23 protein-coding genes are annotated in these 25,013 nt (G+C 63.6%); 10 read left to right on the top strand and 13 right to left on the bottom strand.

What is annotated here, in order from left to right:
* Positions 1-45 precede the first annotated feature (45 nt).
* The 3 genes from AC1RDJ_RS11680 (at position 46) to gluQRS (ending at position 2,492) form a co-directional block, all read left to right on the top strand.
* On the top strand, positions 46-213 hold the full coding sequence (locus AC1RDJ_RS11680; protein WP_493027520.1) for a hypothetical protein: 168 nt from the start codon (positions 46-48) through the stop codon (positions 211-213).
* Positions 214-383: 170 nt separating this feature from the next.
* Entirely contained in the window at positions 384-1,247 is an 864-nt protein-coding gene (locus AC1RDJ_RS11675; protein WP_493027519.1) for an outer envelope protein, read from the top strand.
* Positions 1,248-1,565: 318 nt separating this feature from the next.
* On the top strand, positions 1,566-2,492 hold the full coding sequence (gluQRS, locus tag AC1RDJ_RS11670; RefSeq protein WP_493027518.1) for a tRNA glutamyl-Q(34) synthetase GluQRS: 927 nt from the start codon (positions 1,566-1,568) through the stop codon (positions 2,490-2,492).
* A 74-nt stretch (positions 2,493-2,566) separates the two neighbouring features.
* On the opposite strand, the gene AC1RDJ_RS11665 is transcribed toward gluQRS, so the two are convergent.
* Positions 2,567-4,798, bottom strand: a complete 2,232-nt coding sequence (locus AC1RDJ_RS11665) for a TonB-dependent receptor (protein WP_289888389.1) — start codon at positions 4,796-4,798, stop codon at positions 2,567-2,569.
* Between the two features lie 525 nt (positions 4,799-5,323).
* On the opposite strand from AC1RDJ_RS11665, the gene AC1RDJ_RS11660 reads away from it, so the two are divergent.
* Both AC1RDJ_RS11660 and bla read left to right on the top strand, forming a co-directional pair.
* Positions 5,324-7,999 (top strand): hybrid sensor histidine kinase/response regulator, encoded by a 2,676-nt coding sequence (locus AC1RDJ_RS11660; protein WP_493027517.1) that lies wholly within the window; start codon positions 5,324-5,326, stop codon positions 7,997-7,999.
* The gene (gene bla / locus AC1RDJ_RS11655) at positions 7,992-8,885 is read left to right on the top strand and encodes a class A beta-lactamase (protein WP_493027516.1); all 894 of its coding nucleotides are present in this window, start codon (positions 7,992-7,994) and stop codon (positions 8,883-8,885) included. The genes AC1RDJ_RS11660 and bla overlap by 8 nt, the downstream gene beginning before the upstream one ends.
* 117 nt (positions 8,886-9,002) lie before the next feature.
* Here the strand turns inward: bla and AC1RDJ_RS11650 are convergent, their stop codons facing one another.
* From AC1RDJ_RS11650 to AC1RDJ_RS11640, 3 genes are all read right to left on the bottom strand, one after another.
* Complete coding sequence (locus AC1RDJ_RS11650; RefSeq protein WP_071325043.1) at positions 9,003-9,443, bottom strand: DUF695 domain-containing protein; 441 nt, start codon at positions 9,441-9,443, stop codon at positions 9,003-9,005.
* Positions 9,444-9,487: 44 nt separating this feature from the next.
* A complete protein-coding gene (locus AC1RDJ_RS11645; RefSeq protein WP_156894934.1) occupies positions 9,488-10,147 on the bottom strand; it encodes a hypothetical protein in 660 nt (219 codons plus the stop codon).
* Positions 10,148-10,298: 151 nt separating this feature from the next.
* Entirely contained in the window at positions 10,299-11,165 is an 867-nt protein-coding gene (locus tag AC1RDJ_RS11640; RefSeq protein WP_493027515.1) for a hypothetical protein, read from the bottom strand.
* A gap of 94 nt (positions 11,166-11,259) precedes the next feature.
* Between AC1RDJ_RS11640 and AC1RDJ_RS11635 the strand changes: the two genes are divergently transcribed.
* The gene (locus AC1RDJ_RS11635; protein ID WP_493027514.1) at positions 11,260-12,261 is read left to right on the top strand and encodes a nucleoside hydrolase; all 1,002 of its coding nucleotides are present in this window, start codon (positions 11,260-11,262) and stop codon (positions 12,259-12,261) included.
* 14 nt (positions 12,262-12,275) lie between these two features.
* On the opposite strand, the gene AC1RDJ_RS11630 is transcribed toward AC1RDJ_RS11635, so the two are convergent.
* The 7 genes from AC1RDJ_RS11630 to AC1RDJ_RS11600 form a co-directional block, all read right to left on the bottom strand.
* Positions 12,276-13,466 (bottom strand): esterase-like activity of phytase family protein, encoded by a 1,191-nt coding sequence (locus AC1RDJ_RS11630; protein WP_493027513.1) that lies wholly within the window; start codon positions 13,464-13,466, stop codon positions 12,276-12,278.
* Positions 13,467-13,572: 106 nt separating this feature from the next.
* Positions 13,573-14,574: an extracellular catalytic domain type 1 short-chain-length polyhydroxyalkanoate depolymerase gene (locus AC1RDJ_RS11625; protein WP_071325048.1), complete on the bottom strand. Its 1,002-nt coding sequence runs from the start codon at positions 14,572-14,574 to the stop codon at positions 13,573-13,575.
* Positions 14,575-14,691: 117 nt separating this feature from the next.
* Positions 14,692-16,902, bottom strand: coding sequence for a TonB-dependent receptor (locus AC1RDJ_RS11620; RefSeq protein ID WP_493027512.1), 2,211 nt, complete (start codon positions 16,900-16,902; stop codon positions 14,692-14,694).
* Between the two features lie 147 nt (positions 16,903-17,049).
* Entirely contained in the window at positions 17,050-17,859 is an 810-nt protein-coding gene (locus tag AC1RDJ_RS11615; protein ID WP_493027511.1) for an alpha/beta fold hydrolase, read from the bottom strand.
* Positions 17,860-17,975: 116 nt separating this feature from the next.
* The gene (locus AC1RDJ_RS11610) at positions 17,976-18,614 is read right to left on the bottom strand and encodes a TetR/AcrR family transcriptional regulator (protein ID WP_493027510.1); all 639 of its coding nucleotides are present in this window, start codon (positions 18,612-18,614) and stop codon (positions 17,976-17,978) included.
* Between the two features lie 98 nt (positions 18,615-18,712).
* On the bottom strand, positions 18,713-19,678 hold the full coding sequence (locus tag AC1RDJ_RS11605; protein WP_493027509.1) for a bifunctional helix-turn-helix transcriptional regulator/GNAT family N-acetyltransferase: 966 nt from the start codon (positions 19,676-19,678) through the stop codon (positions 18,713-18,715).
* A gap of 109 nt (positions 19,679-19,787) precedes the next feature.
* A complete protein-coding gene (locus AC1RDJ_RS11600) occupies positions 19,788-20,213 on the bottom strand; it encodes a hypothetical protein (RefSeq protein ID WP_493027508.1) in 426 nt (141 codons plus the stop codon).
* Positions 20,214-20,340: 127 nt separating this feature from the next.
* On the opposite strand from AC1RDJ_RS11600, the gene AC1RDJ_RS11595 reads away from it, so the two are divergent.
* The 3 genes from AC1RDJ_RS11595 to AC1RDJ_RS11585 are packed head-to-tail and all read left to right on the top strand — an operon-like array spanning position 20,341 to position 21,965.
* Entirely contained in the window at positions 20,341-20,835 is a 495-nt protein-coding gene (locus AC1RDJ_RS11595; protein ID WP_493027507.1) for a hypothetical protein, read from the top strand.
* A 50-nt stretch (positions 20,836-20,885) separates the two neighbouring features.
* Positions 20,886-21,407, top strand: coding sequence for a DUF1993 domain-containing protein (locus tag AC1RDJ_RS11590; RefSeq protein WP_493027506.1), 522 nt, complete (start codon positions 20,886-20,888; stop codon positions 21,405-21,407).
* 39 nt (positions 21,408-21,446) lie between these two features.
* Positions 21,447-21,965: a hypothetical protein gene (locus AC1RDJ_RS11585; protein ID WP_493027505.1), complete on the top strand. Its 519-nt coding sequence runs from the start codon at positions 21,447-21,449 to the stop codon at positions 21,963-21,965.
* Between the two features lie 3 nt (positions 21,966-21,968).
* Here the strand turns inward: AC1RDJ_RS11585 and AC1RDJ_RS11580 are convergent, their stop codons facing one another.
* Positions 21,969-22,685, bottom strand: coding sequence for an SDR family oxidoreductase (locus AC1RDJ_RS11580; protein WP_493027504.1), 717 nt, complete (start codon positions 22,683-22,685; stop codon positions 21,969-21,971).
* Positions 22,686-22,847: 162 nt separating this feature from the next.
* On the opposite strand from AC1RDJ_RS11580, the gene AC1RDJ_RS11575 reads away from it, so the two are divergent.
* Positions 22,848-24,152 carry an MFS transporter gene (locus tag AC1RDJ_RS11575; protein WP_493027503.1) on the top strand — a complete coding sequence of 435 codons (1,305 nt, stop codon included), beginning with the start codon at positions 22,848-22,850 and terminating at the stop codon, positions 24,150-24,152.
* Positions 24,153-24,209: 57 nt separating this feature from the next.
* Here AC1RDJ_RS11575 and AC1RDJ_RS11570 read toward each other — a convergent pair whose 3' ends face one another.
* Complete coding sequence (locus AC1RDJ_RS11570) at positions 24,210-24,623, bottom strand: SMI1/KNR4 family protein (protein ID WP_198043786.1); 414 nt, start codon at positions 24,621-24,623, stop codon at positions 24,210-24,212.
* Positions 24,624-25,013 lie beyond the last annotated feature (390 nt).

Genomic DNA, 25,013 nt, shown 5'->3' with positions numbered 1-25,013 from the left:
CTCGTGCCTCGCTGCCGTATATCGATGGGAGAGGAAAACCGGGCCGTGCATGTGTCTGACAGGTATCGTATCGGCATCCGCGGCGCTTTGGTGGATGGCGTGACGGCGCCCATTTCCATTTCCGCAAAAAAACAACACCTGTATACAATTTTGAAAAAAATTATCAGCTTTGCAGCACCCACCTTGCCCCGCAAGGACGAGAAGGTGCGATGATTATATGCAGGAAATGATAGTAAGTATGCACATGATACATATCGTCCGGCGCCGCGCTGCTCGCATCATGGATTGAACGGCACGCCTTTTTTCCGCGTCGCCGCAAGGTGCGGGCACCCCGTCCCGCCATCGCGCAGCACCGTTTTCCACACCGCCACCAGGAGCCGAAAGTGCCAAAAAACCTACCGTGTCTGTTGCTGTGCCTTGCCACGACCCTCGGCCCGGCGGCCGCCGTCCAGGCCGCCGAATGGAGCGATACCGCCCTCAGCTGGCGCGCCGGCAACGACTACCGCGAACCGTTCAATCCCGATGACATCAAGAAAAACATCTTTGCCATCACGCATGCCAGCGGCTACAAATACGGCAGCAACTTCGTCAACCTGGACTTCCTGATTTCCGACAGCAAGGACCCTGGCGCGCTGGGCAAGACCTCGGGCGCGCAAGAGGCCTACCTGGTGTACCGCAACACCATCGACATCGGCAAGGTGCGCGGCAGCGACATCAAGTTCGGCCCCGTGCGCGGCGTCGGCGTCACCCTGGGCTTCGACGCCAATACCAAGAACGACGTCGGCTACAACTCGCGCAAGCGCATGCTGGTGGCGGGCCCGACCCTGATGTGGGACGTGCCCGGTTTCTTCAACACCAGCCTGCTGTTGCTGCGCGAAAGCAATGCCCCCAGCGGCGCCTTCCCGCCCATCTCGCAAGTGACGGGCCGCTACACGTACAAGACGCACGCGATGCTGACGGGCGCCTGGGCCATCCCGCTGTCGCCGCTGTTCTCGTTCGAAGGATTCTTTAACCTCATCGATTCAAAAGGCAAGGACGAGGTCGGCCGCGACACGGCGGTGGAAACGAATATCGACATGCAAGTGATGTACGACGTGGGCGCCGCCCTGGGCAGCGCCAAGAACACCTTCCGCGTGGGCCTCGAGTACCAGTACTGGAAAAACAAGTTCGGCAATTCGCCCGCCACCACGGGCAACACGGGGCAGACGGCGAAGACGCCGATGATACGCGCCGAGTACCATTTCTAGGAATCATAGTCACGCATCGACACCCACGCGCGCGCCTGATGCCAGCATGGCGCTTTCCGGCTGGCGGAGGGCGCGAGCGTGGAACAACTGCCGGCAAGTTCCCTGGATTCTATTTGTCCTTTCATTCGCACAACTTCCGCGAGATGCCATCGCCGACATCGCGCGCATCCGGCAAACCAGCATGGCGTTACCGCTCATGACGGCATGCAGCATTTCGCCCCCGATTTGACACGCCACGTTCGCTCCCCGATACTTGGCTCCAACCATAGCCAACTCCCCAAGCGCAGACTACCGGTGTAGCCGCCTGCGCCTGCACGAATGAACACTTCTTTCCCCACCGCCCCCTACATCGGCCGCTTCGCCCCCTCCCCCTCCGGCCCACTACACATGGGCTCGCTTGTTGCGGCCATGGCCAGTTATCTCGATGCCAAGGTGCATCGCGGCACGTGGCTGCTGCGCATCGAGGACCTGGACTATGACCGCAATGTCGAGGGCGCCGATCTCGGCATCCTGGCCAGCCTGCAGCGTTGCGGCATGCAGTGGGATGGCGAGGCGACGTGGCAGAGCAAGCGCTTGCCGCTGTACGAGGCGGCGCTCAAGCAGTTGCAGGATGATGGCCTCGTGTATGCGTGCGGCTGTTCGCGCAAGGAAATCCAGGATTCGGTGCTGCAATCCGGTGCGCCGAAAAACGGTACCGCCGTGTATCCGGGCACCTGCCGCCACGGCCTGGCGCCGGGCAAGGCGGCGCGCGCCATGCGCCTGCGCGTGCCGGAGGGACCGCAAGCCGTGTATGGCTTTACCGACCGCTGGCATGGTGTGCAACAGCAAGACCTGGCCAGCGAGGTGGGCGACTTCATCGTGCTGCGCGGCGACGGCTACTGGGCGTACCAGCTGGCCGTCGTGGTCGACGATGGCGCGCAAGCAATTACCCACGTGGTGCGCGGCGCCGACTTGCTCGATTCCACGCCGCGCCAGCTCTACCTGCAGGATGTGCTGGGTCTGCCGCATCCGGGCTTCCTGCACGTGCCCGTCGTCACCAACGACAGCGGCGAAAAACTGTCGAAGCAGACGGGCGCCCTCGCCTTCGATACGGGCACGGGCACTGCCGGGCTGCTGGCGTCGGCGCTGCTGCCTGCCGCCCGCTTCCTCGGCCTCGACGTGCGCGCCGATAACGTGGATGCGTTTTGGCGGCAGGCCATTCCCGCCTGGGCCCAGCGGCTGGCGCAACTTCCCGCGCGCGCATAAAAAAACCCGCCGCGGCGAACCGGGCGGGTAGCAATGCAGGCGCCGGCACATGGCCGGCGCCTGGTATCGGGCAATTAGAAGTTGCCCTTGAATTGCACGCCAAACTGACGCGGCTCATTGATGAAGCCCGTGCGGTTGTTGAAGTCGATGGCGCCCGTGATACGCTGGGTGTCGGTGATGTTGCGGCCAAACGCAGCAACTTCATACTTGCCGGCATCCCAGGTGTAGCCCACGCGCAAGCCGCCTTCGACCATCGGCTTGCCGGTGAACTCGGTTGCCTCATACAGGAAGAAGTTGATCTTGCTGCGGTATGCCCAATCCGTGAAGACGAAGAACTCGCCGTTTTCCATCGGGATCGAATAACGGCCCGTGGCGGTGATCGTCCACTTCGGCGCTTGCGGCAATGGATTGCCGTCGATGATGGCCCGATTGCCCGTGGTGAGCGGATCGGTCACGGTGCAGCGCGTTTGGGCGCAGGTGGCGATCGACAGGCTCGGGTCCTTGATTTCCGTGAAGTTGTAGCTGCCGCCCAGCGACATCTTCAGGCTCGGCGTGACAAAACCTTCCAGTTCCAGTTCCGCGCCACGGCCATTCGTCTTGGCGGCATTGATCAGGCGCGTGATGTTCGACGTGCCGCCCACCACCGTCAGCTGCTGGTTCTTCACCTGGTAGTCGTACACGCTGAACGCGACGCGGGCGCGGCGGTTGAACAGGTCGGCCTTGATGCCGGCTTCAAACGAGGTGATGGTTTCCGCATCGGCCACGGTGACGGGCACGCTGGTGCTGGCCGGAGCGATACTTGGCGCGCGGAAACCGGTAGCGATACGGCCGTAGAAGTTCACGTCCTTGTTGTATTTATAGGTGCCGCTCAAGTCCCAGTTGACCTTGGCTTTGCTGACATCGGCGCTGGTCGGGTTGACTTGCACGATGTTGGTCGCTTCCACCGTGTTGAAATCCTTCTTGTCCTTGGTGTAGCGCAAACCGGCGCGCAGCATGAAGTCATCGTTGACGGCGTAGTTGACGGAACCAAACGTTGCCCAGGCCGAGTTCTTCTGGCGGCTGGCCAGGTGGGTGGTCAGCACATGCGTGTCGGTATTGAAGTTGTCGGTGAAACCATTGGCATCTTCGTTGAAGTAGTACACGCCTGCCTGCCAATTGAGCGGACCGGCATTCTTCGATTCGGCGCGGAATTCTTGCGAGTATTGCTTCACGCTCGTGATGCCGCCAGCCGTTTCAACCTGGAAAGGAATAAAGCCGGGGCCCGTCGGCGTGCCGCCATCGATGTCGCCATGCGACACGTAATTACCGACCTGCTCAAAGCCCGTGATCGAATACAGTTTGATACCATCCAGGTCCCAGCTCAGGCGGGCGCTGGCGCCGTTGGTGCGCAGGCGCTGGAAGTTCGGGGCATTCGTAAACGATTTGTTCGGGTCGAAACCGTCGACGATATCGTTCGTGCCCTGCTTGATCATGTTGGCGTAGAAGACGCGCGCGCTGCCCGTAGTGTTGCGCTGGTGCACGTTAAACAGGGCGTTGAACGTCGTGTTCGGTGCGTACAGCAGTTGCACGCGCTCGGCGTGTTCGTTGTAGCCGTCCAGCGCGTTTTTCTTGCCCGTAAAGGTGTTGTCGACGTAATCGTCGCGGTGCTGGCGCAGGGTCGAGAAGCGCAGCGCCCATTCCTTGCTCAACGGCACGTTGACGGCGCCGTCGAAATTGCTCGTGTTATGCGTGGCGGTGGAGACGTTGTAATAGCCTTCGACCTTGTCCAGGTTCGGCTTGACGGATTCGAACTTGACCACGCCGGCAGGGGTATTGCGGCCGAACAGGGTGCCTTGCGGGCCGCGCAGCACTTCCACGCCGGCCACGTCGAAAATCGGATAGCCCTTGAGGATCGGATTTTCTTGCACGACATCGTCGTAAATCAGGGAAACAGGTTGCGATGCAAAGATGTTGAAATCGGTATTGCCGTAGCCGCGGATGTAGAAGCGGGGGAAGGTACGGCCATTCGACGATTCCACGTTCAGGCTGGGCACCTTGCCGGCCAGCACGCGGATATCCTGGCCGCTGGAGACCAGCACGTCGAGCTTCTCGTCGCGCAACAGCGACACGGAGACGGGCACGTCGCGGATATTTTCCTTGCGGCGCTGCGCCGTGACCGTCACGGTCTCGAGCTGGCTGGCGGCAGGCGTCGTATCTGCGGCGGCTTCATCCGCGTAAGCCGTGCCGATAGGCAGGGCTGCGGACAGTGCCAGCATGGCGGCGCTTTTGGCGCACAAACGCTTGTGCATCTTGGACATTTTGATCATGTTGTTTCCCAGAAGTTTAAAAAAGAATTGCGAAATCTGTATTTCTTGCAACCTGTCTCCGGAATGTGTACGGCGCTGGACGATCATTTGCACTACCGTGGTGCAACAGCGCGAGCGGATGTCCCCCCGCTCTCGGCGTCACTGGCTCTGCCCTGGCTGTCACGCAAGTTGACAGCGGTCCTGGCCGCATCTCTGGGATGTCTGATGAACACCAACTTTTCAGTAAGGCGCCAATTTAATTCAAGCGCCTTATGCGCCGCAAGAATATTGTTATGTAAAATATTTATTAGTTAACATTAACGACTGCCTAGTGGTTATTCAGCCACACTACGGGCATGCCGGCGCCGTTTTCGCCGTTTGCCGGCGCCGGCGCCGGCATGGGCGCCCAGTGCGCAAAAGGCGAAGCCAGCTGTGTGGAAGACGCGCCCGCAGCGGCATTTGACTGTAATATCGCCGTACCTAGCGATGCCGTTCTGCCACATTCCGGTGCAGCGGCGGCGCGCCGCACCATAGCCGATCACATCCATGCCAGAACCAAGCCAGCACAACCACGCCGATCCATCCTCACTTGCCGCCGCCCAGGCCGCGCATCTGCTGCTGGGCGCGCACTGCGACATCGTCTGGAGCACCAAAACCTTTGGCCAGTTCGATGCCGACCAGCCCTCGTGGCGCGCCTTCACGGGCCAGAGCGAAGCCGAACTGATGGGCCGTGGCTGGATCAATGCGCTGCACCCGGACGACCGCAACCTGCCCTACGCCATGCCAACGCAGCTGACCACGGTGTTCGAGACGGAGTACCGCCTGCGCCATGTCAGCGGCGCCTACCGCAATGTGATCGTGCGCATGCTGCCCGTGCGCGCGCCGGACGGCGGCGTCATTGAATGGCTGGGCTCGCATTGCGACGTGACGCAGCAGCGGCAGACGGAGCAGCGCCTGCGCCTGGCCATGCAGGGCGGCCGCATGGGCACGTGGGAGATCGACCTGGGCAGCGGCAGCATGACGTGTTCCGACGCGTTCAGGGCCAATCTCGGCTTGCCGCCGGCCAGCAGCATTGATTACGCGCAATTGACGGGCGCCATGCTCGACGGCGACCTGCAGCACTGGCAGGCGGCCGTGCATGCGGCGATCGCCAGCGCCAGCGACTTCGAAGTGGAAATCCGCGTGCGCTGGCCCGACGGCTCGCTGCACTGGGCCCACATGCGCGGCGCCTGCGCCAGCGACGGCGCCGGCAACGTCATCGCCCTGTCCGGCATTTCGCTCGATTTGACGGCCAGCAAGCAGAACGAGGAAACCTTGCGCCTGACCCTGGCGGCTGGCGAAGTGGCCACCTGGAACTGGGACATCGTTGCCGACCGCGTCACGGCCGACAGCAATATGGCGCGCCTGTTCCCGATCGATGCGGACGCGACGGCAGCGGCGCCGCTGGCGCGCTACCTGGACGTCATCCATCCTGATGACCGTGAGCAAGTCAGCGCGCAGATTGCGCAAGCGCTGCACGCGCACACGCCGTTCGAGGCCAGCTACCGCGTCGGCGCCGGCGACGGCCAGTACCGCTCGGTCATCGCGCGCGGACGCGTGGAATACGCGGCCGATGGCACGCCGTTGCAATTGCCGGGCGTCCTCCTCGACATCACGCGCCAGAAACAGGTGGAAGACGCGCTGCGCAGCAGCGAGGAACGCTACAGCACCTTGATCGAGCTGATGGACCAGGCTTTTTGCGTGATTGAAATGCTGTACGACGAGCAAGGCCGCCCCGTGGATTTCCGCTACCTGGAAGGCAACCCCGCCTTCGTCAAGCAGTCGGGCCTGGACAATGCCATCGGCAAGACCATCCGCAGCTTCGTGCCCGACCACGACCAGCACTGGTTCGACCTGTACGACCAGGTCGTGAAAACAGGCGAGCCTGCCCGTTATGAAAACGAAGCCGTGGCCATGGAGCGCTGGTTCGAAGTGTTTGCCGCGCGCCTGGGCGGGCCCGGCAGCCGGCTGCTGACGGTGCTGTTCAGCGACATCAGCGAACGCAAGCGCTCGGAGCAGCAGCTGCGCCAGCTGGCCGACAACCTGTCCGAGATGGACCGGCGCAAGACGGAATTCCTCGCCACGCTGGCGCACGAGCTGCGCAACCCGCTGGCGCCCATCCGCAACGGCTTGCAGATCATGCGCCTGGCCGCGGACAAGCCCGCCACCGTGGCGCGCGTGCGCGACGTGATGGAGCGGCAAGTCAATCAGATGGTGCACCTGGTAAATGACTTGCTGGACGTGGCCCGCATCACGCGGGGGCAGATCGAACTCAGGCTCGAACGCGCGGACTTGAAAGCCATCATCGCGGGCGCCGTGGAAACGAGCATGCCGCTGATCGAAGCCAACCGCCACCAGTTGCAGGTAGCGCTAGACGAGCAGGCGCTGCCGCTCAACGCCGATCCCACGCGCCTGGCGCAAGTGCTGGGCAACCTGCTCAACAATGCCGCCAAGTACACGCCAGCCGGCGGCCACATCAGCTTGCGCGCCGTGCGCGATGGCAACGAGGTCTTGATCGAAGTCAAGGACAGCGGCGTAGGCATTCCCGCCGAGTCGATCGCCACCGTGTTCGACATGTTTACGCAAGTGGGGCAAAACATGGGCCGCGCCCAGGGCGGCCTGGGTATCGGCCTGTCGCTGGTGCGGCGCCTGGCCGAATTGCATGGCGGCAGCGCCACGGCGGCCAGCCCCGGCGCCGGCCTCGGCAGCACCTTCAGCGTGCGCCTGCCGCTGCTGGCGGTGGCGCCGGCAGCGCCCGCCGAAACGGCCATCCCGGCATATCCCGCCAGCGGTCGCCATTTCCGCGTACTGGTGGTCGACGACAATGTCGATGCGGCCGATACGCTCGCTGCCGTGCTCGACATGATGGGCCATGCCACGCAGGTGGCCCACGATGGCGCGCAGGCACTGGCGATGGCGCCGCAATTTTTGCCCGACGTCATCTTCCTCGATATCGGCCTGCCCGGCATGAACGGCTACGAGGTGGCGCGCGCCTTGCGCCAGACGCCGGCCGGCGCTGCCGCCGTACTCGTCGCATTGACGGGCTGGGGCGCTGAAAACGACCGCAGCCAGTCGAGTGCGGCCGGCTTCGACCACCATCTGACCAAACCGGCCAACCTGCTCGCCATCGGCGAACTGCTGGCCACCCTATCCACACCGAAAATACTTCCAGACCATGACTGAATCCCTGAATCCCCTCCGCCGCAAGCTCTTGCTGGCCAGCGGCGCCGCCCTGCTGTGCCCGACACCGCTGCTGTTCGCCGCGCCCGCCATCAGCATCGCCACTGCCGAAACACAGCTGGCTGCGCTGGAACAGGCCGCCGGCGGACGCCTCGGCGTTGCCGCCTGGCGCCACGGCAGCGACGTGCGCGTCGCCCACCGCGCCGACGAGCGCTTTCCCCTGGCCAGCACCTTCAAGGCCATGCTGGCAGCCGCCGTGCTGGCCCGCAGCGTCAGCCAGCCGGGCTTGCTGGAGCAGCACGTGCGCTACGAGAAAAAAGAACTGGTCACGTATTCGCCAATCACGGAAAAGCACCTGGCCGACGGCATGAGCGTGGCCGAGCTGTGCGCCGCCACCTTGCAATACAGCGACAATAGCGCGGCCAATTTCCTGATGAAAATATTGGGCGGACCGCAAGCCGTGACGGCCTATGCGCGCAGCATCGGCAATACGCTGTTCCAGCTGGAACGCTGGGAAACGGAACTCAATAGCGCGATTCCGGGCGAAGTGCGCGACACGGCCAGCCCCGCGTCGATGGCGCACAGCTTGCAACAAGTGTTATTGGGAAATAGCTTGCCGGCGCCGCAGCGCCAGCAACTGGACGCCTGGATGCACGGCAACACGACGGGCGACAAGCGCATCCGCGCCGGCGTGCCTGCCGGCTGGCACGTGGCCGATAAAACGGGCTCGGGCGCGTATGGCAGCGTCAACGATATCGGCGTCGCCTACCCGGCCAGCGGCGCGCCGCTGCTGATCGCCGTGTACTACACGCGCGAACAGAAAAATGCGCCGACGAACCAGGACATCATCACGGCCGCCACGCGCATCGTGACGGCCGCGTTGGTCTGATTAGATCCAACCCTGATAAAACCGTCGCGAGCGGAAGAGAGCTGTCGCCGAGAGCGGAACTGTGCTTTAGCACAGTGAGCATCGCAGGCGGCAGATCACGACGCGCAGCAGGTTTGATCAGGTCGTTGGGGGTAAGGCCGCCATGAAACCCGCGTATGTGGACCAGGCGGGGTCGGCCGCGCTGCGAATTTCAATCGGGAACTTCGGGCGCGGCGCCAGCGCCGTGTTCAGGCGGTTGAAGAATTCCTCGCCCGACTGGGTGTAGTAAATCCATTCGCGCAGGTTTTCTCCCGTGGACACCAGCGCCAGGGTGGCGAAGCCATCCGCTTCCACCACCGGTTCCAGCGCCGCTTCCAGCTCTTCCATGTGCTCGCGCTCGTTCGGCGCGGGCATGCCCGTCTCGTCTTCGTAGCGCCAGGCGATGATGATGCGGTCCGGCTGCGACGACAGGTCCCAGTCGTCATGGAAGGCATCGACGTAGCGGTAGATGATGGCCATCTCGTCGCTGTGCGTGACGACGGTGCCCCAGCTGCGGGCGGAAGTGGAATTCTGGTTCATGGTTGCAACAGTCAAAAGTAGGGATCAAACAAAGGGCAAGCAGTTTACAGCACTGGCGGGCAAGTCACATTCCAGGCGTCATATTGGCCCCCGCTCTTGCGCAGCCAGATGCGGGCGTAGCTGTCGCGGTCGCTCTTGAACACCAGTGCATAGCGCTCTTCGGCGCGCGGCGCGGCGGCGCCCACGTCGACGGCCGCCAGCGCAAACGGCAAGGCGCGCAGCGGCGCGCAGGCCGTATTGCCCGCCATCAGCAACCGCGCCCGCGCCAGCAGGGGCTTCTGGTACAGCAACACGCCTTCCAGCTCCGCATCGGGCACGCGCTGCAGCATGCGCACGGGTTCGGCCACGGCGCGGCAAGTGCCACGGTCGAGCCAGGCGTAATACTCGATGCCCGCCTCTTGCCAGCGCGCCTGCTGGCCCGAGCCCTGCAGCACGAACTTGGTGCGCTGCGTGCGGCACAGTGCGCCATGGCCACGGTAGGGCGGCGCTTCCACGCTGCCGACCACCTCGCTGCCACGGCCACCGACCACGGGCACGCTTTCGAACACGGTGCGCGTGGCCGGCTCGCCCGGGTATTGCTGCGCATAAAATGCCAGCAGGGATGCGCGCTGCTGTGCATCGACCACCGCATCGGCTGCGCCGGCAGAGACACACACGGCCGACGCCGCAAACAGCGCCAACGGGCGCACGAAATATCCTCGCATGTCATTCCTTCACTGGAGTTCAAGAGCGGACCTCGCCCAAGCGCAGATTATATAGTTACCAGGAAAGACAGGGATGACGCGGCGTCAGGACGTGCGGAGGGTGGCGGTGCATCGCCTGACTTCGCCGTCAAAGGAGAAGCAAACTTGATACTTAGTAAGACGCTGTCTTGCTGCTCAGTACTTGCCGCAACAGTTGCCGCTTGGCCGACAGCGCCGCGTCCGTCAAGCTCCATTGCTCCAGCCGTGGCGCGTACGCGGGCGTCATCATCCAGCCGAACACTTCGGCCTTGTCTTCCTCGGGGCCGTAGGCCGCGTAGCGGCTGACCAATCCCGGCTGCGGGTGGCCCAGGTTCTGGAAGCCCTTGCCGTAGGCCGTGGCGCCGCCCTGGCCGTACGCCGTATCGGGCGGGTTCAAGGCCAGCCAAACGGGGTCGCGGTAATAGAAATCGTTGAACAGCCGGTATTCGATGAAATGGTAATACTCGTGGTGCACGCGCAGCTCCATGCCGGATGGACACATGGCGGCCAGCATGTTGTCGGCGTAGACGACGCTGTCGATTTCCGGCGCCGGCATGGCCAGGCGGCGCTGGCCATCCACGCTCAAGTCCTTCACCAGCACGACGTGGCGCAAGCCCGTCTGCGCGAAGACGCCGGCCGGATAGCGTTCCATGGCCGGCAAAACGATGCTGAGCAACAACTGCAAGCCGGCCCGGTCCTCCTTCGAGTCCGTGAAGGCTTGCGCCTCGCCGCCGGGCATGGCCAGGGACCAGGCGGGCGCCAGCCGCATGGCCGCCAGGCGCGCCGTGGCGATCGCCTGCAGCTGCGCCACGCTGGCGCCCTCCGGGGCCACGGGCGCATAGCGCGCGCCCCAGTCGCACTCGCTGCGCATGCTGTCCTGCCTGGCGGCGCGCTCGAATGCCTCCGTATGGGCAGCCGATGGCGTGTCCATGCCGGCACTGGCGCAGCCGCCCAGCAGCACAGCACAGATGAGGAGGGGCAATACACGGCGAGACGGCATGGCGGCTTTCACACATGGAACGATACGGCATTGTACTGATGCAAGGCATGCGCCTGCTAAAATCGCCGCGCCTTTCACTCATTCCAGGTCCGCCATGTCCATCTGCCTTGCCCTGCTGCGCCGCGCCGCGCTTGCTTCCGTCCTGACCTGCACCGCCTTGGCCGCCGGCCAGGCGACGGCCACAGCCGCCGCGCCCGCGCACAAAGTCATCGTCGACATGGATATCGGTGACGACATCGACGACGCCTTCGCCCTGGCGCTGCTGCTGCAAAGCCCCGAGATCGAGATCGTCGGCATCACCACCGACTGGGGCGACACGGCCTTGCGCGGCCGCCTGCTCGAACGCCTGCTGCGCGACACGGGCCATGCCGGCATTCCCGTCGCGCAAGGCATCGCCACGCCCAACCCCACGCCGTTCACGCAGGCGCGCTATGCGCAGCGGGGCCTGGCGCCGGCACAGCCGCCGCCGGACGCCATCGACTTTATTTTGCGCGAAATCAAACGCCAGCCTGGCCAGATCACTATCCTGGCATTGGGACCGCTGACGAATATCGGCGCCGCCATCGCGCGCGACCCCGTCGCCTTCGGAACAGTAAAACAGGTGGTGATGATGGGTGGCTCCGTGCGCGCCGGCTACCGCAAGTCGCAGTACGTGCCCGTGCGCCCGGCCGACAAGGAATACAACATCGCGTCCGACGTCAAGGGCGCGCAGGCGCTGTTCGGCTCCGGCGTGCCCATCGTCATGATGCCGCTCGACTCGACGCAGATACGCCTCGATGAAGTGGAGCGCAACGCCATCTTCGGCCATGGCTCGCCGCTGACGGATGCCGTCACCCTGCTGTACCACCAGTGGATCGACACCTATCAGCCATGGTCCAGCAACATGCCGTCGCTGTTCGACGTCGTGCCCGTCACCTGGCTGCTCGACCCGGCCAGTTGCCCCACGACGCCGCTGCGCATTGCCGTCACGGACGACGGCTTGACGCGCGAAGTGGCGGGCAAGGCCAATGCCCAGGTATGCCTGGCATCGGATCAGCCGCGCTTTTTCAACATGTTCATGCAGCGCCTGCTGGCCGCACCGCAAAAGGCGCAGTGAGGCGGCAGTGAGGCTTAACGCGGCAAGACTTCAAAGACGAGGAACTGCGTCACCTGTATCTTGTCGTGGAAATTGTCGTCGGACACCATCACCAGGCTGGCATGGCCGTTCGCCAGCCTGGGGCCCCAGCTGATGCCTTCGATATTGTCCAGGCGCGGCAAGTTCAGCGCGTTCATGTCCAGCACCAGGCGCTTGCCGGCCAGCGTATAGCTGGCGCCTTGCAGCGCGGCCACGTCCTTCACGTCGGTCGCGCCGCGCACGTCCATCTCGTACACGCGCACGAATTCGTGGAACGTGCCCTGCGCATCCTGCACGCCGGCCCGCTCGAGCACCAGCAGGCGGTGCTCGTCGATGGCGAGGATTTCCGAGATGCCGTTTTCCGCGAAGCGCGCGGGGCCGCCTATGGAGGCGACTTTTTCCAGCGGATACACATACTGCGCCAGCACCTGGCCGTCGCGGCCGAAGCGCGTGATGCGGTTATGCGCGCCGGCGACGAAATCGGCCACGGGCCCGTCCTGCAGCAGCGGCGCCTCGATGGCCGCCCACAGCGACTGGCCATCGGCCGCAAACGCCAGTCCCTCGAAGCCCAGGTTGTCGCGCACGCCCGATGGCTTGCCTTGCGCAGGCGCGCCCGGCGCCGGCATGGCGAACATGGCTGGCAGCGGCAGGCTGCCGATCAGGCTGCCGTCGGCGCGCGCATGGCGGATGAACGGTTGCGCCCCCAGCTTGCGGTCGCCTTCGCTCGTGTACCAGAGGCTGCCGTCCTGCGGATCGACGCGGATGCTTTCGATGTCGGGCACTTCGCCGCCCTGCGTGCGCCACGCTTTCAGGTTGGGATAGGGGCTGCCGTCCGCCTGCCGATAGAAATGCACGCCGATCAGTTCCACGGGAGCGACGTGCTGCGCGTCATAGCGCAGCTTTGCCGTATAGAAGCGCGCCGGGTTGATGGCCGAGCGGTCGTCGCTCGTCATCACCCAGCGATCGTTGCTCGCATCGTAATCGATGCCGGACAGGCCGCCCACGGCCGTGCCCTGGTAATCGTGTTTCCAGGCGATGCGCTGCTCGCCGATCAGGCGCAGCGCCATGCCCGGTTCCGCCGGGGCGGCAGCCGTGGCATGCACGCCGCGCACGGGCGGCTGGACGCAGGCGGCCAGCAGGCAGGCGATGGCAAGGGGAGCAAGAATGCGGCGCAAGGGGACGGCCATGGTTTCCTCGTGAGTATGCGCCGGGACACTATGTCGCCGCGCGATGCGCCGACATTTTGCGGGGCAGAAACGGGCCGGTCAAGCCGGCGTTCCCGCCCGCACCGCTTTACCTCTGATAGTTCTTGAAGAAATTCCAGCTGATCACGGTGGCGTCCGGGCCCAGCTCATCGCTGAATGGCCAGCCCGGAGGACCGCCGCTCCACGCGTGGTTCATGCCTTCCACCGTGTATTTTTGCGCGATGACGGCGCCGTTGTGCAGATAGGTATCGATGGAATAGCTGCGGCCATACGGCACGGTCTGGCGCACGATGCTGTCGGCACGGTAGCGCACGCTGTCATTGTCGAGGCCATCGTCGCCGTAATCGCTGGTCTGCAGGAATTGCTCGATGGTTTGCTCGCCATTGACGGGGTTGACGACGATGTCGGAAGTGCCGTGGAACACCATCGTCGGCATCAGCCGGCGCGGCGAACCCGAGCAGCGCCACGCATCCTTGCCGCGCACTTTCGGGTCGAACGAGCTGCCGTTGAACAGCGAGTCGGCGGCCGTGATCATGCCGGTGGCGCCCTTGTACATGCCGCCCGAATGCACCATCACGGCGGCGAACACGTCCGAGTAGCAGGCGGCCATGATGGAGGCCATGGCGCCGCCTGCCGAGATGCCCGTCACATACACGCGGCTGTCCTGCACCGCATATTTATTCTTGACCTTGTTCAAGATGCCCATCAGCACGGCCGGTTCGCCCGTACCCCGCTCCTGGTTCAGCGGCAACATGAAATTCCAGCAGCGCATGGGATTGGCCGTGACGTTCTGGCGCGGATAGACGACGATGAAATTCTCGCTGTCGGCCAGTTCGTTAAAGCGGCTGACGGCGGCCATGCTGTTCGGCTCGGAACCGCAGCCATGCAGCATCAGCACGACGGGCAGCGGCGTGCTGGCGTTGTAGTTGCTCGGTAGCCAGACCTGGTATTCGCGCGAACCCCACAGGCTCGCGTACAGGCCGAAGTCCCACTGCCCGGCGGAAGCCGGCAACGCGGCCAGCAAGCCGCAGGCGGCGATGAATGCAGATAACAAGTGACGCAGTTGGTGACGCAAACTCGGAAATTCCATGCCAGTCTCCTGATTATTATTAACGACGAAAACAGCGACAATGGGCCGGCTTGATCCAACGCAAGCCGGCCACTCCTACAACGCCCTACTCTTGCAACGTCCTACCTTGATGACACCTTAAAATTTGTAGCCTGCCTTGGCGATGATCTGGCGCGGCGGGCCGTAGAAACCGTCGAGGATGAACACGGCGGGAATGTTGTAGCCATCCGTGCGGTAGCGCTTGTTGCCCAGGTTGCTGCCATGCAGGCTCAAGGTCCAGTTCTTCGGCGCTTCCCAGACGATGCCGGCCGTCCAGATGCTGTAGCCGCCCTGCGCCAGAGTTTCGCTCAAGTCCGTGGTCGGATACACCTTGCTGCGGTAGCCATAGCCGACCATGCTGCGCAGGGCGCCGCCGAAGACGTCGCGGTCCGTGCGCGTCAGGTTCAAGCCCACTTGCCGGCGCGGCGTGTTGCTGAACTTTTGCGTATCTGCAATGTTCTTGCCGCCGCTCATGAACTCGTCATAGCCGGCATTGAGCAGGGCGAGGAAGCCGTTGACTTCCCACTGGCGGTTCGGTCGCCACGAGAATTCGAATTCGGCGCCCTTGACGGTGGCCTTGCCCGCGTTCGTGAAGTCGCCATAGAAGCCCGGCACGCCGCCCGGCTGCACATAGCTGGTGAAGACGGACAGCTGGATATCCTTGTAGCGGTTGTAGAACAGGGCCACGTTGGCGTCGAAGGTGTCGTCCGGCGCCGCATACTTCATGCCCACTTCCAGCGCGTCGAGTTTTTCATCCTTGTATGGCCGCGCGGAATCGGGCACCACCAGGTTGTTGGCGCGCACGTTGTAGCCGCCCGACTTGAAGCCGCGCGACAGGTTGCTGTAGAAATTCGTCGTCTTCGACGCTTCATAGCGCACGGACAGTTTCGGCGAGGTATTGCTGACGGAGAGCGACTTGTCGAAGTCGGCCGCCGTCTGGATGGGCCGCGTGAAGCCGACGTCGGCGAAGGTGCGGTTGAGCACGATGGCGCGCTTTTCCTCGCGCGTGTGGCGCAAGCCCGCATTGATGCTCCACACCTTGCCCAGCGGCCAGGTCCAGTCCGTGTACAGCGCCGTGCTGTCCGTCTCCACCGTGCTGACGGCGGCCGTGAACTGGCGTCCCAGGAAGTTGTTGTAGATGCCGCCGCCGGCCGTGCCTTCGAAGCGGTACAGGCCGATCACGCCGGCGCCGTAGTCGCCGCTGTACGAGGCCTGCAGCTCCAGGCTCTTCTGTTCGTCGCGCGAGTCGCCGAAGACGTCGGCGATCGGCTGCGGCAAGCCGTCGAAGTCGATGGTTTGCTCGGACGTGCTGCGCCGCTTGGCGCCGATCACTTTCACGGACCAGTCGTTCGACAGCGTGTAGTTGGCCACCAGCGAGCCGCCCCGGTTGTGCGTGAAGTTGTGGCCAGGCATGCCGCTCTGGATGTCGTACGCATCCGTGCTGGCCGGCCGCTTGAGCGGGTCGAAGGCGCTCACGCCCATGCGCTGGAAGCCGCGCACGCCCGACTTGTCGTCGGTGGCGTCCACGCTCAGCACGACGGTCAAGGGTATATCCTGCGGAAAGTAGCCGACGGAGAGGCGCGCGGCCGTGCTGTCCTGGTCGCTGACCTGCTCGCCATTGAAGGTGTTGCGGCCGAAACCATCGCGGTCCAGCTTGGCGGCCGCCAGGCGCGCGCGCCAGGTGCCGCTTTCGTTGGCCACATTGAAGGCGGCCTTGAAGTTGCGCTGGTTGTAATTGCCCAGGCCCACTTCCGCCGAGCCGCCGTTTTCCTTGCCCAGCGGACGCGAAATATACTTGATGGCGCCGCCGATGGTGTTCTTGCCGTACAAGGTGCCTTGCGGCCCGCGCAGCACTTCGATGCGCTGCACGTCGAAGACGTCGAGCAAGGCGCCTTGCGGACGGGCCATGTAGACGTCGTCGAAATAAATGCCCACGCCCGGATCCACGCCCCAGACGGGGTCGGCCTGGCCGACGCCGCGGATGAACGCCGTCAAGGTGGTATTCGTGCCGCGCGAGGCGTACACGGTCAGGTTCGGCACGCGTTCCTGCAAGTCGGCCAGGTTCTGGATATTCGCCCGCTCCAGGGCCTTGGCGGAAAACGCCGTGACGGCCAGCGGCACGTCCTGCAGGCGCTCCTCGCGGCGGCGGGCGGAAACGGTGACGGTTTCCATGCGTTCTTTCGCATCGCTGGCTTCCTGGGCACTGGCAGTGCTGGCAGCCGCGGGGCTGGCTTCCTGCGCATGGGCCTGGGTGGCAAAGGCGCCGGCAACGGCGAGTGCGGCGGGCAACAGTTTCAAAGCAAGTTTCATAGCGTCTCCAATGTCAGGCTTGCTGACCGCCAGGGAAAACGGCCGGACTCCAGAATCGCAAGACGTAACGGTACCCGCGCGCGTGAAGCGAGCACCTGCCCTGCGACGATTGAAGCCGGCCCCCTGCCCGTGCGGCAAGTGGCCTGTTTATTTTGAATGTAGAGTAAGGAAGGACTGCAACAAGGTATTCACACGCTGCGCCTGGTCCAGGGGCGTGGCGTGGCGCGAGTTCGCAATGATTTCAAACTCGCAATGCTGAATCTGTGCGGCAAAGGCCCGTTTGCTGGCGACGGGCGTGTAATCCTGGTCGGCCGCCATGATGAGGACGGGCATGGCCAGGGCCTGGAAGTGAATCTCGATATCCCAGTGAAAGATGGCGTCCAGCGCGGCCAGGTAGGCGCGCTTGTCCATGCCCGCCATCTGCGTGGCGAAGCGTTCGACCAGCGCCTGCTGCGCGGGATCCGGGAACAGCTTCTTGCCGATGATCTTGCCCATGGGTTTCAAGCCCAGGGTGGCGATCACCGTGCGGCGCAGCCAGTAGGCAAACAGCAGCGCAGCGGGTTTGCGGCCCTGGAATGGTTGCGAGTTGATCAGGCACAAGCTGGCGACGCGGCCCGGCGCCCGGTTGGCCATTTCCAGGCCCACCATGCCGCCCAGGGAAAAGCCGACGATGTGCGCGCGCGGCACGTCGAGCTGGTCCATCAGGTTGAAGACGTCGTTGGCGAAGTCGCCGATCTGCCAGTCGCCGCCGGGAGCGGGACTGCGGCCATGGCCGCGCAGGTCGGGCACGATCACGCGGCGCGCAGCACTGAGGGCGTCGATTTGCGCACGCCAGTCTTCGGCGCAGGAACCGAGGCCATGCAGCAGAAACACTGGGGCTTGCTGCGCGGGATCGCCCTGCCCCCTGCCGAGGTCGAGGTAATGCAATGGAACATCGGATGTCGTGTGACGCCGCATTCTGTCTCCTTGCTGTTGAACATGCTTTGTGTTCAGGTGCAGGAATATATTTTCCTGCTGTTGGAAAACATAATACGGAATCCGAATTCCGATTTCAAGTTAAATCGACAAATATCTCAAGTCAGGTAATTTAAAGCAACACGTACCAGTTCATCCTCGAGCGCCGCGCCCGACAGGAAGGAGAGCGAACCCGACAAAACGTGCTGATTCAGGATGCCCAGCAGCACGGGCGGCACCACCATCATCGCCTGCGTGGGGTTTGGATGGCGGATGCTGGCTGACTTGCTGGCCAGCACGGCCACCGTGCGCTGCGAGATCAGATGATTGATCTGGTGCACCTTGTCGCGGAACTGCGCATCCTGCGAACAGCGCGTGATGAGGGCGCGCAGCACGCCGCGCCGGCCCGTGTTGACGGCCACGAACATGGTCACCATGGCGCGGATGAACTCTTCCAGGCTGCGCCCTTCCCACTGGCGCAGTTCCGTCAGGGTCTCGACCTTGTCCACCATGTCGGAAAAAAAGCGCTGCAGCAGCAAGCGGCTCAGGGTGTCCTTGTCGCCCAATAAGCGGTAGAACGTGCCGACGGAGGTTTCCGCCAGCCTGGCCAGGTCGGCCACGCCGATTTCATCGAAACGGTTTTCCGCCAGCAACTGTTCGCCTACCAGCAGCAGGCGCTCGAACGCTTGCTTGCTGCGCGCCTGGGTGGGCTCGGGTGGCACGATCATCTGCGGGAAGGGCATCGGAAAGGAAGGCATGCGGCGTCGGCGTCTTTGAATAGTGGAACCATGGTTCCGTTATTGGATACGCCTATTGTAACGCGGGAGACGGCCGATGGGGAGCGTTCCCGTCACGCTCAGCTGCGGTTTCTGCCCTGCCACTCCATGTAGACGTCGGCGCGCTGGTAATGGGCGTCGCCGGCCGGCCGCGCCACGTGCGTAAAACCGCTGCTTTCATACAGGCGGATGGCCGGTGCCAGCTTGCTGTTCGATTCCAGGAACAGCAGTTGCGCGCCGCTGGCCTCGAAGGCGTCGAAAGCCCGCTCGATCAGCCGGCGCGCAATGCCCAGGCCCTGGCACTCGGGCGTGACGGCCATCTTCGACAGCTCGAAGCTGGCGTCGCCGGCGCGGATCAGGGCGCAGGTGCCGACGATCGTGCCGTCCAGGCGCGCCAGGAAGATCTGTCCGCCAGCATCGAGGATTGAGCCTTGCGGATCGGACAGCACCTTGTCGTCGAGCGCCTCGACATAGAAATAGCGTTCCAGCCAGGCGATATTCAGGCGCTTGAAGTCGGCCGCATAGGGCGCGTCGTAATCGATGATGTCCACGGCGGCCCGCTCGCGCTGGCGCCGACAGGCGGCGATCGTCTCGCCGAAGCCTTGCGCCTGCAGGCGCGCTTCGGCCCGGTCCAGGCTGGCCATCAGCTGCGGCGTGCCGTGCTCGAACACGGCGTCGACGGCCGCACGCACATCGTCCCACAGCGGCGCCATGTTATGCAGCAAGGCCAGCCCGGCGTCGGACAGCGCCAGCAAGCGGCGCCGCTCGTCCTTGCTGTCCGGCATTTCCACCACCACGCCGGCATCGAGCAGCTTGCGTCCCAGCTGCACCACCACGGGATGCGTCTGCCCGATCTGCGCGGCCAGCGCCGTGATGGACGTGGGACCGTTGTCGCGCAGTAGCAATAACAGGGGGAAACAGCGCGACGTCAGTTCGACGCCAGCCGCCAAATAGCTGGTGTCGACGCCGGCATACAGTTGATCGGAAAGACGGCGCAGGCGACTGGCCAGCATCAGCGAGCCGTAGTTTTGCAGGGTGGAGGACATGAGGAAGGAAATATATGTAAGTAGTTACGTATACCATAACGTAAACTATCTACCCAGGTCAAGAGGGACCTGGTGTCACAGACAACTGGCAGCAAGGGCCGCCAAGGCGTCAATCCTCATCGGCCAGCGCCTCTTGCAGCCTGGCCTGGAACACCGTCTCGACCAGCGCTCCGAGTCCCGGCCACACCTGCGTCAGCCAGCGCCTGCCCTCCTCGCTCGGCGCCACATACGGCTCGCTGCGCGTGGCGCACACCAGGCCGATCGCGATGACTTGGCCCGCATCGTCCAGGCCGCCCGCGATCATGGCGTCGATGGGCAAGGCGATCAGATCCGCGGTCAAATGCGGACGCAGCAGGCAGGCCGGCGCGATGATGGCGAACGACGCTTCCACGTAATTCCAGCAGTTGGTGGGCCAATGGGCCTGTTTGACGGCGTCGAGGAAGGCCGCGTCGCTGAGGGCATCCGGCCGGGCTTGCGCCTGCTCGTAAAAGGCGGCGAGGGCGACGAGTTGTGGCGGGGAAGTCCAGGTGGGCATCGGGCATGATCCGGAAGGCGCCGCGCTGGGCTGGCGGCAAAGGCGGACTGTAGCATGTTCAAGCGGCACGCCGAAACACGGCTGGCCCGGGCATAATGCTGGCATCATTCTCGCCCTTGATCTATGTATGCCGACCGCCTTTGAACTCTGGAAAGCCGAACTTTTAATTGTGGGCAATATCGTCCAGGATGACGATAGCGCCACGCCGCCCGATGACGCGCATCGGCGCTTCCAGCGCTACTGCGCCATGCTCGATGCGCTGACGGGCACGGAAGGCGCGCAATACGCGCTGGCCATTTTTCAATCCGTGCAGGCCGAGCACGATTACGGCGCCTACCAGACGGCCAACCGCGCCGCCTGGCGCTTCGGCGAAAGCGTGTATTGCAACGCCCTGCTGCACGAACTGCCGCGTTTGATCGCCAGCTTGCCCGACTGGGCCGGCGACTTTCTCGTCGGCATCGCCAACGGCGCCGGCACGCCCAACGCCTCGACCATCGCCTGCTTCAACGCCCTGCTGGCCGCCGCGCCGCCAGCGGAGCAGGCGCTGATCACGGCGTTTATCGCGCAGCAGGAAGACGACGGCTGGTTCGAGCATTGCCCGGGCGTGCTGGGCAATCCGTAAGGGCCGCGCGCCTTTCTACTGATGATCAGCATAACTACTTGAGGAACTCCATGTCGGTCTACGCCATTACCATCCCCTGCTTTGCACAGATGCTGCGCTCATTGACGACCTTGCTGGCCAAGGGCGAGGAACGCGCCCAGGCACTGGGCTTCGATGCACAAAACCTGCTCGAGTCACGGCTGGCGCCCGACATGCACACCTTGGCGCGGCAGGTGGAATTCACGTGCACGCAGGCGCAGGAAGCCGTGTGCCGGCTGACGCAGCAGCCTTTGCCGCTACTTGAAACGCCCGCGAACATGCCGGCCGCCAGGGCATTGATCGCGCGCACGCTGGAGCTGCTGGCCGCCGCGGACCGCGCCGCGATCGACGCCAGCGCGCAGCAGCCGGTCGCCATCACCCTGGGCGGCGGCTTGACCTTCGACATGACGGGCCAGGAATACGCGGTGAACTGGGCCACGCCGCAATTCTATTTTCACCTGGTGACGGCGTACAACATCCTGCGGCACAACGGCGTGCCGCTCGGCAAAGCCGAGTATGTGCAGCATATGTTTGCCTATGCGCAGCCAGCGTGAGCGTTGCGACGGCGCACACATTTCAATAAGGAAGAAACCATGCTGTTATCACTCGACGATCCCATCTGGCCCACCCTGGAAGGCGGCTACCGCATGCCTTACGATGTGGCCGAGGCGCTCAAGGCCATGCAGGCCGGCGAAGACATGTGGCATGAGCTTTGGGAAGAGTTGCACCACCAGGGCGACGTGGGCGTCGCCTCGTATGCGGCCGTGCCCCAGCTCGTCCACATGCTCGGTGGCGCGGCATCGCGCGAGGAAGATTTCTATGCGCTCATCGCCTTGATCGAACTGGAGCGCCACCGCAAGCACAATCCGCCGCTGCCGGACTGGCTGGCCAACAGCTACCAGTCGGCCTGGGCGCAGCTGCCCGCCATCGCCGCACGCGACTTGCAGGGCCAGCTTGATCCCGTCATGCTGGAATCCGTGTTCGCCGTGCTGGCCCTGGCCAAGGGCAACTTGCGGCTGGGCGCCCTGCTGCTGCAGATGGACTCCTCCGAAGCGGACGAGTGGCTGGAAGAGCGCCTGGGCTGGAACGAGCTCTACGGCGACGCCGCCTGAGGTTTAGAAACGCTCGTCGCGGATGGCCGGCAGCACCAGTTCGCGCACGAAGCACACGTTCGATAGGCTCAGCAGCGCGCGCACGATGGTGAGAACGTCATGCACGGGAATCAGCTCGCCTTCGCCCCGCGCGGCGGCGTCCGCCAGCGGCACGGACAAGCCATCCTGCGTATTCAGGTAGCCGAGCTGCAGCGCCGTCACGGCCAGGCCCTGCTCGCGGAAACTTTCGCGCAAGGCATCGGCGATGCCGTTCAGGGCGAACTTCGACGCGCTGAACGTCACTTCCGGGCGGCCGCTCTGGCGCAGGCCCGACGTGGAACCCGTGAGTATCAGCTGCGGCTTGCTGCTGCCCAGTAACCTGGGCACCAGGCGCTTGAGCAGCAGGATCGTGGCCGTGATGTTGGTATTGACCATGTCGACGATGGCCTCGTCCGCATCATCGAGGAAGGCATACTCGTCGGAAAACGCCTTTTCTTCCCACACGCCCAGGTTGTAGATCACGGCATCGAGCCCGGCGGGCGCCTCGCGCGCAATCTGCTCGACGGCTTCCACGGGCCGAGCCAGGTCCGCCGCGATCCACTGCAGCTGCGCGCCTAGGCCTGCATCCAGGCCGGCAGGACGCTGGCGCGATACGCCGATGAGCGTATGCCCGTCGCCCAGCAAGCCATCGACGAGCGCGCGTCCCAGGCCCCTGCTGGCGCCCACGATCATGATTTTCATGCAGTGTCCTTTCTAATGAAGTCAACGCCGATGATAGCCGCGTTGTATTAAGCACAGCTGAGGCTGCGTGGGCGGCCGCCGCCCTGGCGCGGCGTTTACTCACGCGGCGGAAATGCGTATGCTAGCTCTGGCAATCTCCCATAAAACACAAGAACGAGACACATGCCTACTTCCGACACCGCCGCAAGCAACGCAGCAACACGCCCCCTGACCCAGCAAGACTACAAGACCCTGTCGCTGGCCGCCCTGGGCGGCGCGCTGGAATTCTACGACTTCATCATCTTCGTCTTCTTTGCCAACGCCATCGGCCAGCTGTTCTTCCCGCCGGAAATGCCTGAATGGCTGCGCCTGCTGCAAACCTTCGGTATCTTCGCCGCCGGCTACGTCGTGCGCCCGCTGGGCGGCATCGTCATGGCCCACTTCGGCGACTTGCTGGGCCGCAAGCGCATGTTCACCCTGTCCATCCTGATGATGGCCGTGCCGACCCTGCTGATCGGCCTGCTGCCCACGTATGCCACCATCGGCCTGGCGGCGCCGCTGCTGCTGCTGTTGATGCGCATCTTCCAGGGCGCGGCCGTGGGCGGCGAAGTGCCCGGTGCCTGGGTGTTTGTCTCCGAACACGTGCCCAGCCGTTTCACGGGCTTTGCCTGCGGCGTGCTGACGGCGGGCCTGACGGTCGGCATCCTGCTCGGCTCCCTCGTGGCGACGGGCTTGAACACCGTCTACACACCGGCAGAAATCACCGATGGCGCCTGGCGCTATCCCTTCCTGCTGGGCGGCATCTTCGGCTTCGGCGCCATGTATCTGCGCCGCTGGCTGCATGAAACGCCGGTCTTCGCGGAAATGCAGCAGCGCAAGGCGCTGTCCACGGAAATGCCGCTGAAATCCGTGCTGCGCAGCCACCGCGGCGCCGTCGCCGTGTCCATGCTGCTGACCTGGATGCTGTCGGCCGGCATCGTCGTCGTCATTTTGATGACGCCTGCCCTGTTGCAAAAGATCCATCACATCGCGCCGCGCACCACCCTGGTGGCCAATACCGTGGCGACCCTGTGCCTGGCCTTCGGCTGCATCCTCGCCGGCATGCTGGCCGACCGCCTGGGCGGCAAGCGCGTGATCTTCGTCGGCTCCGTGCTGCTGGCCATTTCCACGTATATTTTCTACACCACCATCGGCAGCCGCCCCGACCTGCTGCTGCCCCTGTATGCGATGACGGGCCTGTGCGTCGGCGTCGTCGGCGCCGTGCCTTACGTGCTGGTGCAGGCGTTCCCGGCCCAGGTACGCTTCTCGGGACTGTCGTTTTCCTACAACTTGTCGTACGCAATTTTCGGTGGCCTGACGCCCGTGGTCGTGACCCTGATGCTGAAGAACAACGTGCTGGGCCCCGCCTATTACGTGATCGGCGTCTGCGCGGTGGGCATGCTGACGGCGCTGTTCATCCAGGACCAGCGGCAGACGGTGGGACGCTAGATTCGCGCAGCGCGCGGGGCTAGCCTCGTGCGCTGCATCAACTACGCCGCAAACATATCAAGAAAATAGCAATAGGAAGTCGTCAAAGGAGCTTGAAATCTTTCGCCAGTAATCATCGTCCCACAAGATGACAGAGGGCGCGCTCCGGGCGCCCCTGAAATCGAAACAGAATTGACTCCCGTCACCGGCCATGCCGAAACAAATGATTTCTGTAAAATCAACGATGTCCGGTATGGCTCCCGGGCCAGCACTGACACTGCCAAGCTCCCCATAGCAGCCATCGCAGACGAAACACGCCCCGAGCTTCGCTGTCTGGGCAGTCAATTCGACGACATCCGTATAGATGTGAGCCAATTCCGTCTGCAAGACGCCACCGCAAGAATCCAGTTCTTTCTTCAGTCTCAAATTGCAAAATCCTTCCGCATCCCGATGCCTTGCTGCAAAAGCAACATACTCGGCGGGTAAGTCCATACCGTTAATCTGCATCGCTGACTTTACCTTTCACAATCGGAGCATGATATTAAATCAAATGTGCCTGGACCCGGCTTGACGGGTTCCTCCCAGCCGAAAGCCCGCGCCGAACCACACCGCATGGAGCCACACGCTGGCCGGCGCCACCTTCGGGTGGCTTTTTTCGCCCCGATTTGTCGCGCTGCACCAAAATCTGAAAACACGTTTCACATCGCGGAATCTCAAACAGCAGACTCAGCCATTAATGCTCTCACTTTTTGAAAATTCATTTCACATCCTGAAAATCAATAATTAAGCCATTGAAAAACAAGGAATAAATTTAAGTTATATGTCTTATATAAGACTTGAAGATCGCCACGAATCGGCCTACTATTTAGTCATGCAGTTCGC

The sequence above is a fragment of the Janthinobacterium sp. GW822-FHT07H10 genome, assembly GCF_058798675.1.
Note: the sequence above shows the minus strand (reverse complement) of the source record. Positions and strands in the feature narration are given on the sequence as shown.

Bases quoted from the DNA above. Each gene is read 5' to 3' on its own strand.
- bla (WP_493027516.1), top strand. From the start codon at position 7,992: ATGACTGAATCCCTGAATCCCCTCCGCCGCAAGCTCTTGCTGGCCAGC.
- AC1RDJ_RS11635 (WP_493027514.1), top strand. From the start codon at position 11,260: ATGTCCATCTGCCTTGCCCTGCTGCGCCGCGCCGCGCTTGCTTCCGTC.
- AC1RDJ_RS11630 (WP_493027513.1), bottom strand. From the start codon at position 13,466: ATGGCCGTCCCCTTGCGCCGCATTCTTGCTCCCCTTGCCATCGCCTGC.
- AC1RDJ_RS11580 (WP_493027504.1), bottom strand. From the start codon at position 22,685: ATGAAAATCATGATCGTGGGCGCCAGCAGGGGCCTGGGACGCGCGCTC.
- gluQRS (WP_493027518.1), top strand. From the start codon at position 1,566: ATGAACACTTCTTTCCCCACCGCCCCCTACATCGGCCGCTTCGCCCCC.
- AC1RDJ_RS11650 (WP_071325043.1), bottom strand. From the start codon at position 9,443: ATGAACCAGAATTCCACTTCCGCCCGCAGCTGGGGCACCGTCGTCACG.
- AC1RDJ_RS11625 (WP_071325048.1), bottom strand. From the start codon at position 14,574: ATGGAATTTCCGAGTTTGCGTCACCAACTGCGTCACTTGTTATCTGCA.
- AC1RDJ_RS11645 (WP_156894934.1), bottom strand. From the start codon at position 10,147: ATGCGAGGATATTTCGTGCGCCCGTTGGCGCTGTTTGCGGCGTCGGCC.
- AC1RDJ_RS11575 (WP_493027503.1), top strand. From the start codon at position 22,848: ATGCCTACTTCCGACACCGCCGCAAGCAACGCAGCAACACGCCCCCTG.
- AC1RDJ_RS11605 (WP_493027509.1), bottom strand. From the start codon at position 19,678: ATGTCCTCCACCCTGCAAAACTACGGCTCGCTGATGCTGGCCAGTCGC.
- AC1RDJ_RS11640 (WP_493027515.1), bottom strand. From the start codon at position 11,165: ATGCCGTCTCGCCGTGTATTGCCCCTCCTCATCTGTGCTGTGCTGCTG.
- AC1RDJ_RS11665 (WP_289888389.1), bottom strand. From the start codon at position 4,798: ATGATCAAAATGTCCAAGATGCACAAGCGTTTGTGCGCCAAAAGCGCC.
- AC1RDJ_RS11590 (WP_493027506.1), top strand. From the start codon at position 20,886: ATGTCGGTCTACGCCATTACCATCCCCTGCTTTGCACAGATGCTGCGC.
- AC1RDJ_RS11620 (WP_493027512.1), bottom strand. From the start codon at position 16,902: ATGAAACTTGCTTTGAAACTGTTGCCCGCCGCACTCGCCGTTGCCGGC.
- AC1RDJ_RS11615 (WP_493027511.1), bottom strand. From the start codon at position 17,859: ATGCGGCGTCACACGACATCCGATGTTCCATTGCATTACCTCGACCTC.
- AC1RDJ_RS11660 (WP_493027517.1), top strand. From the start codon at position 5,324: ATGCCAGAACCAAGCCAGCACAACCACGCCGATCCATCCTCACTTGCC.
- AC1RDJ_RS11585 (WP_493027505.1), top strand. From the start codon at position 21,447: ATGCTGTTATCACTCGACGATCCCATCTGGCCCACCCTGGAAGGCGGC.
- AC1RDJ_RS11570 (WP_198043786.1), bottom strand. From the start codon at position 24,623: ATGGACTTACCCGCCGAGTATGTTGCTTTTGCAGCAAGGCATCGGGAT.
- AC1RDJ_RS11595 (WP_493027507.1), top strand. From the start codon at position 20,341: ATGCCGACCGCCTTTGAACTCTGGAAAGCCGAACTTTTAATTGTGGGC.
- AC1RDJ_RS11600 (WP_493027508.1), bottom strand. From the start codon at position 20,213: ATGCCCACCTGGACTTCCCCGCCACAACTCGTCGCCCTCGCCGCCTTT.
- AC1RDJ_RS11610 (WP_493027510.1), bottom strand. From the start codon at position 18,614: ATGCCTTCCTTTCCGATGCCCTTCCCGCAGATGATCGTGCCACCCGAG.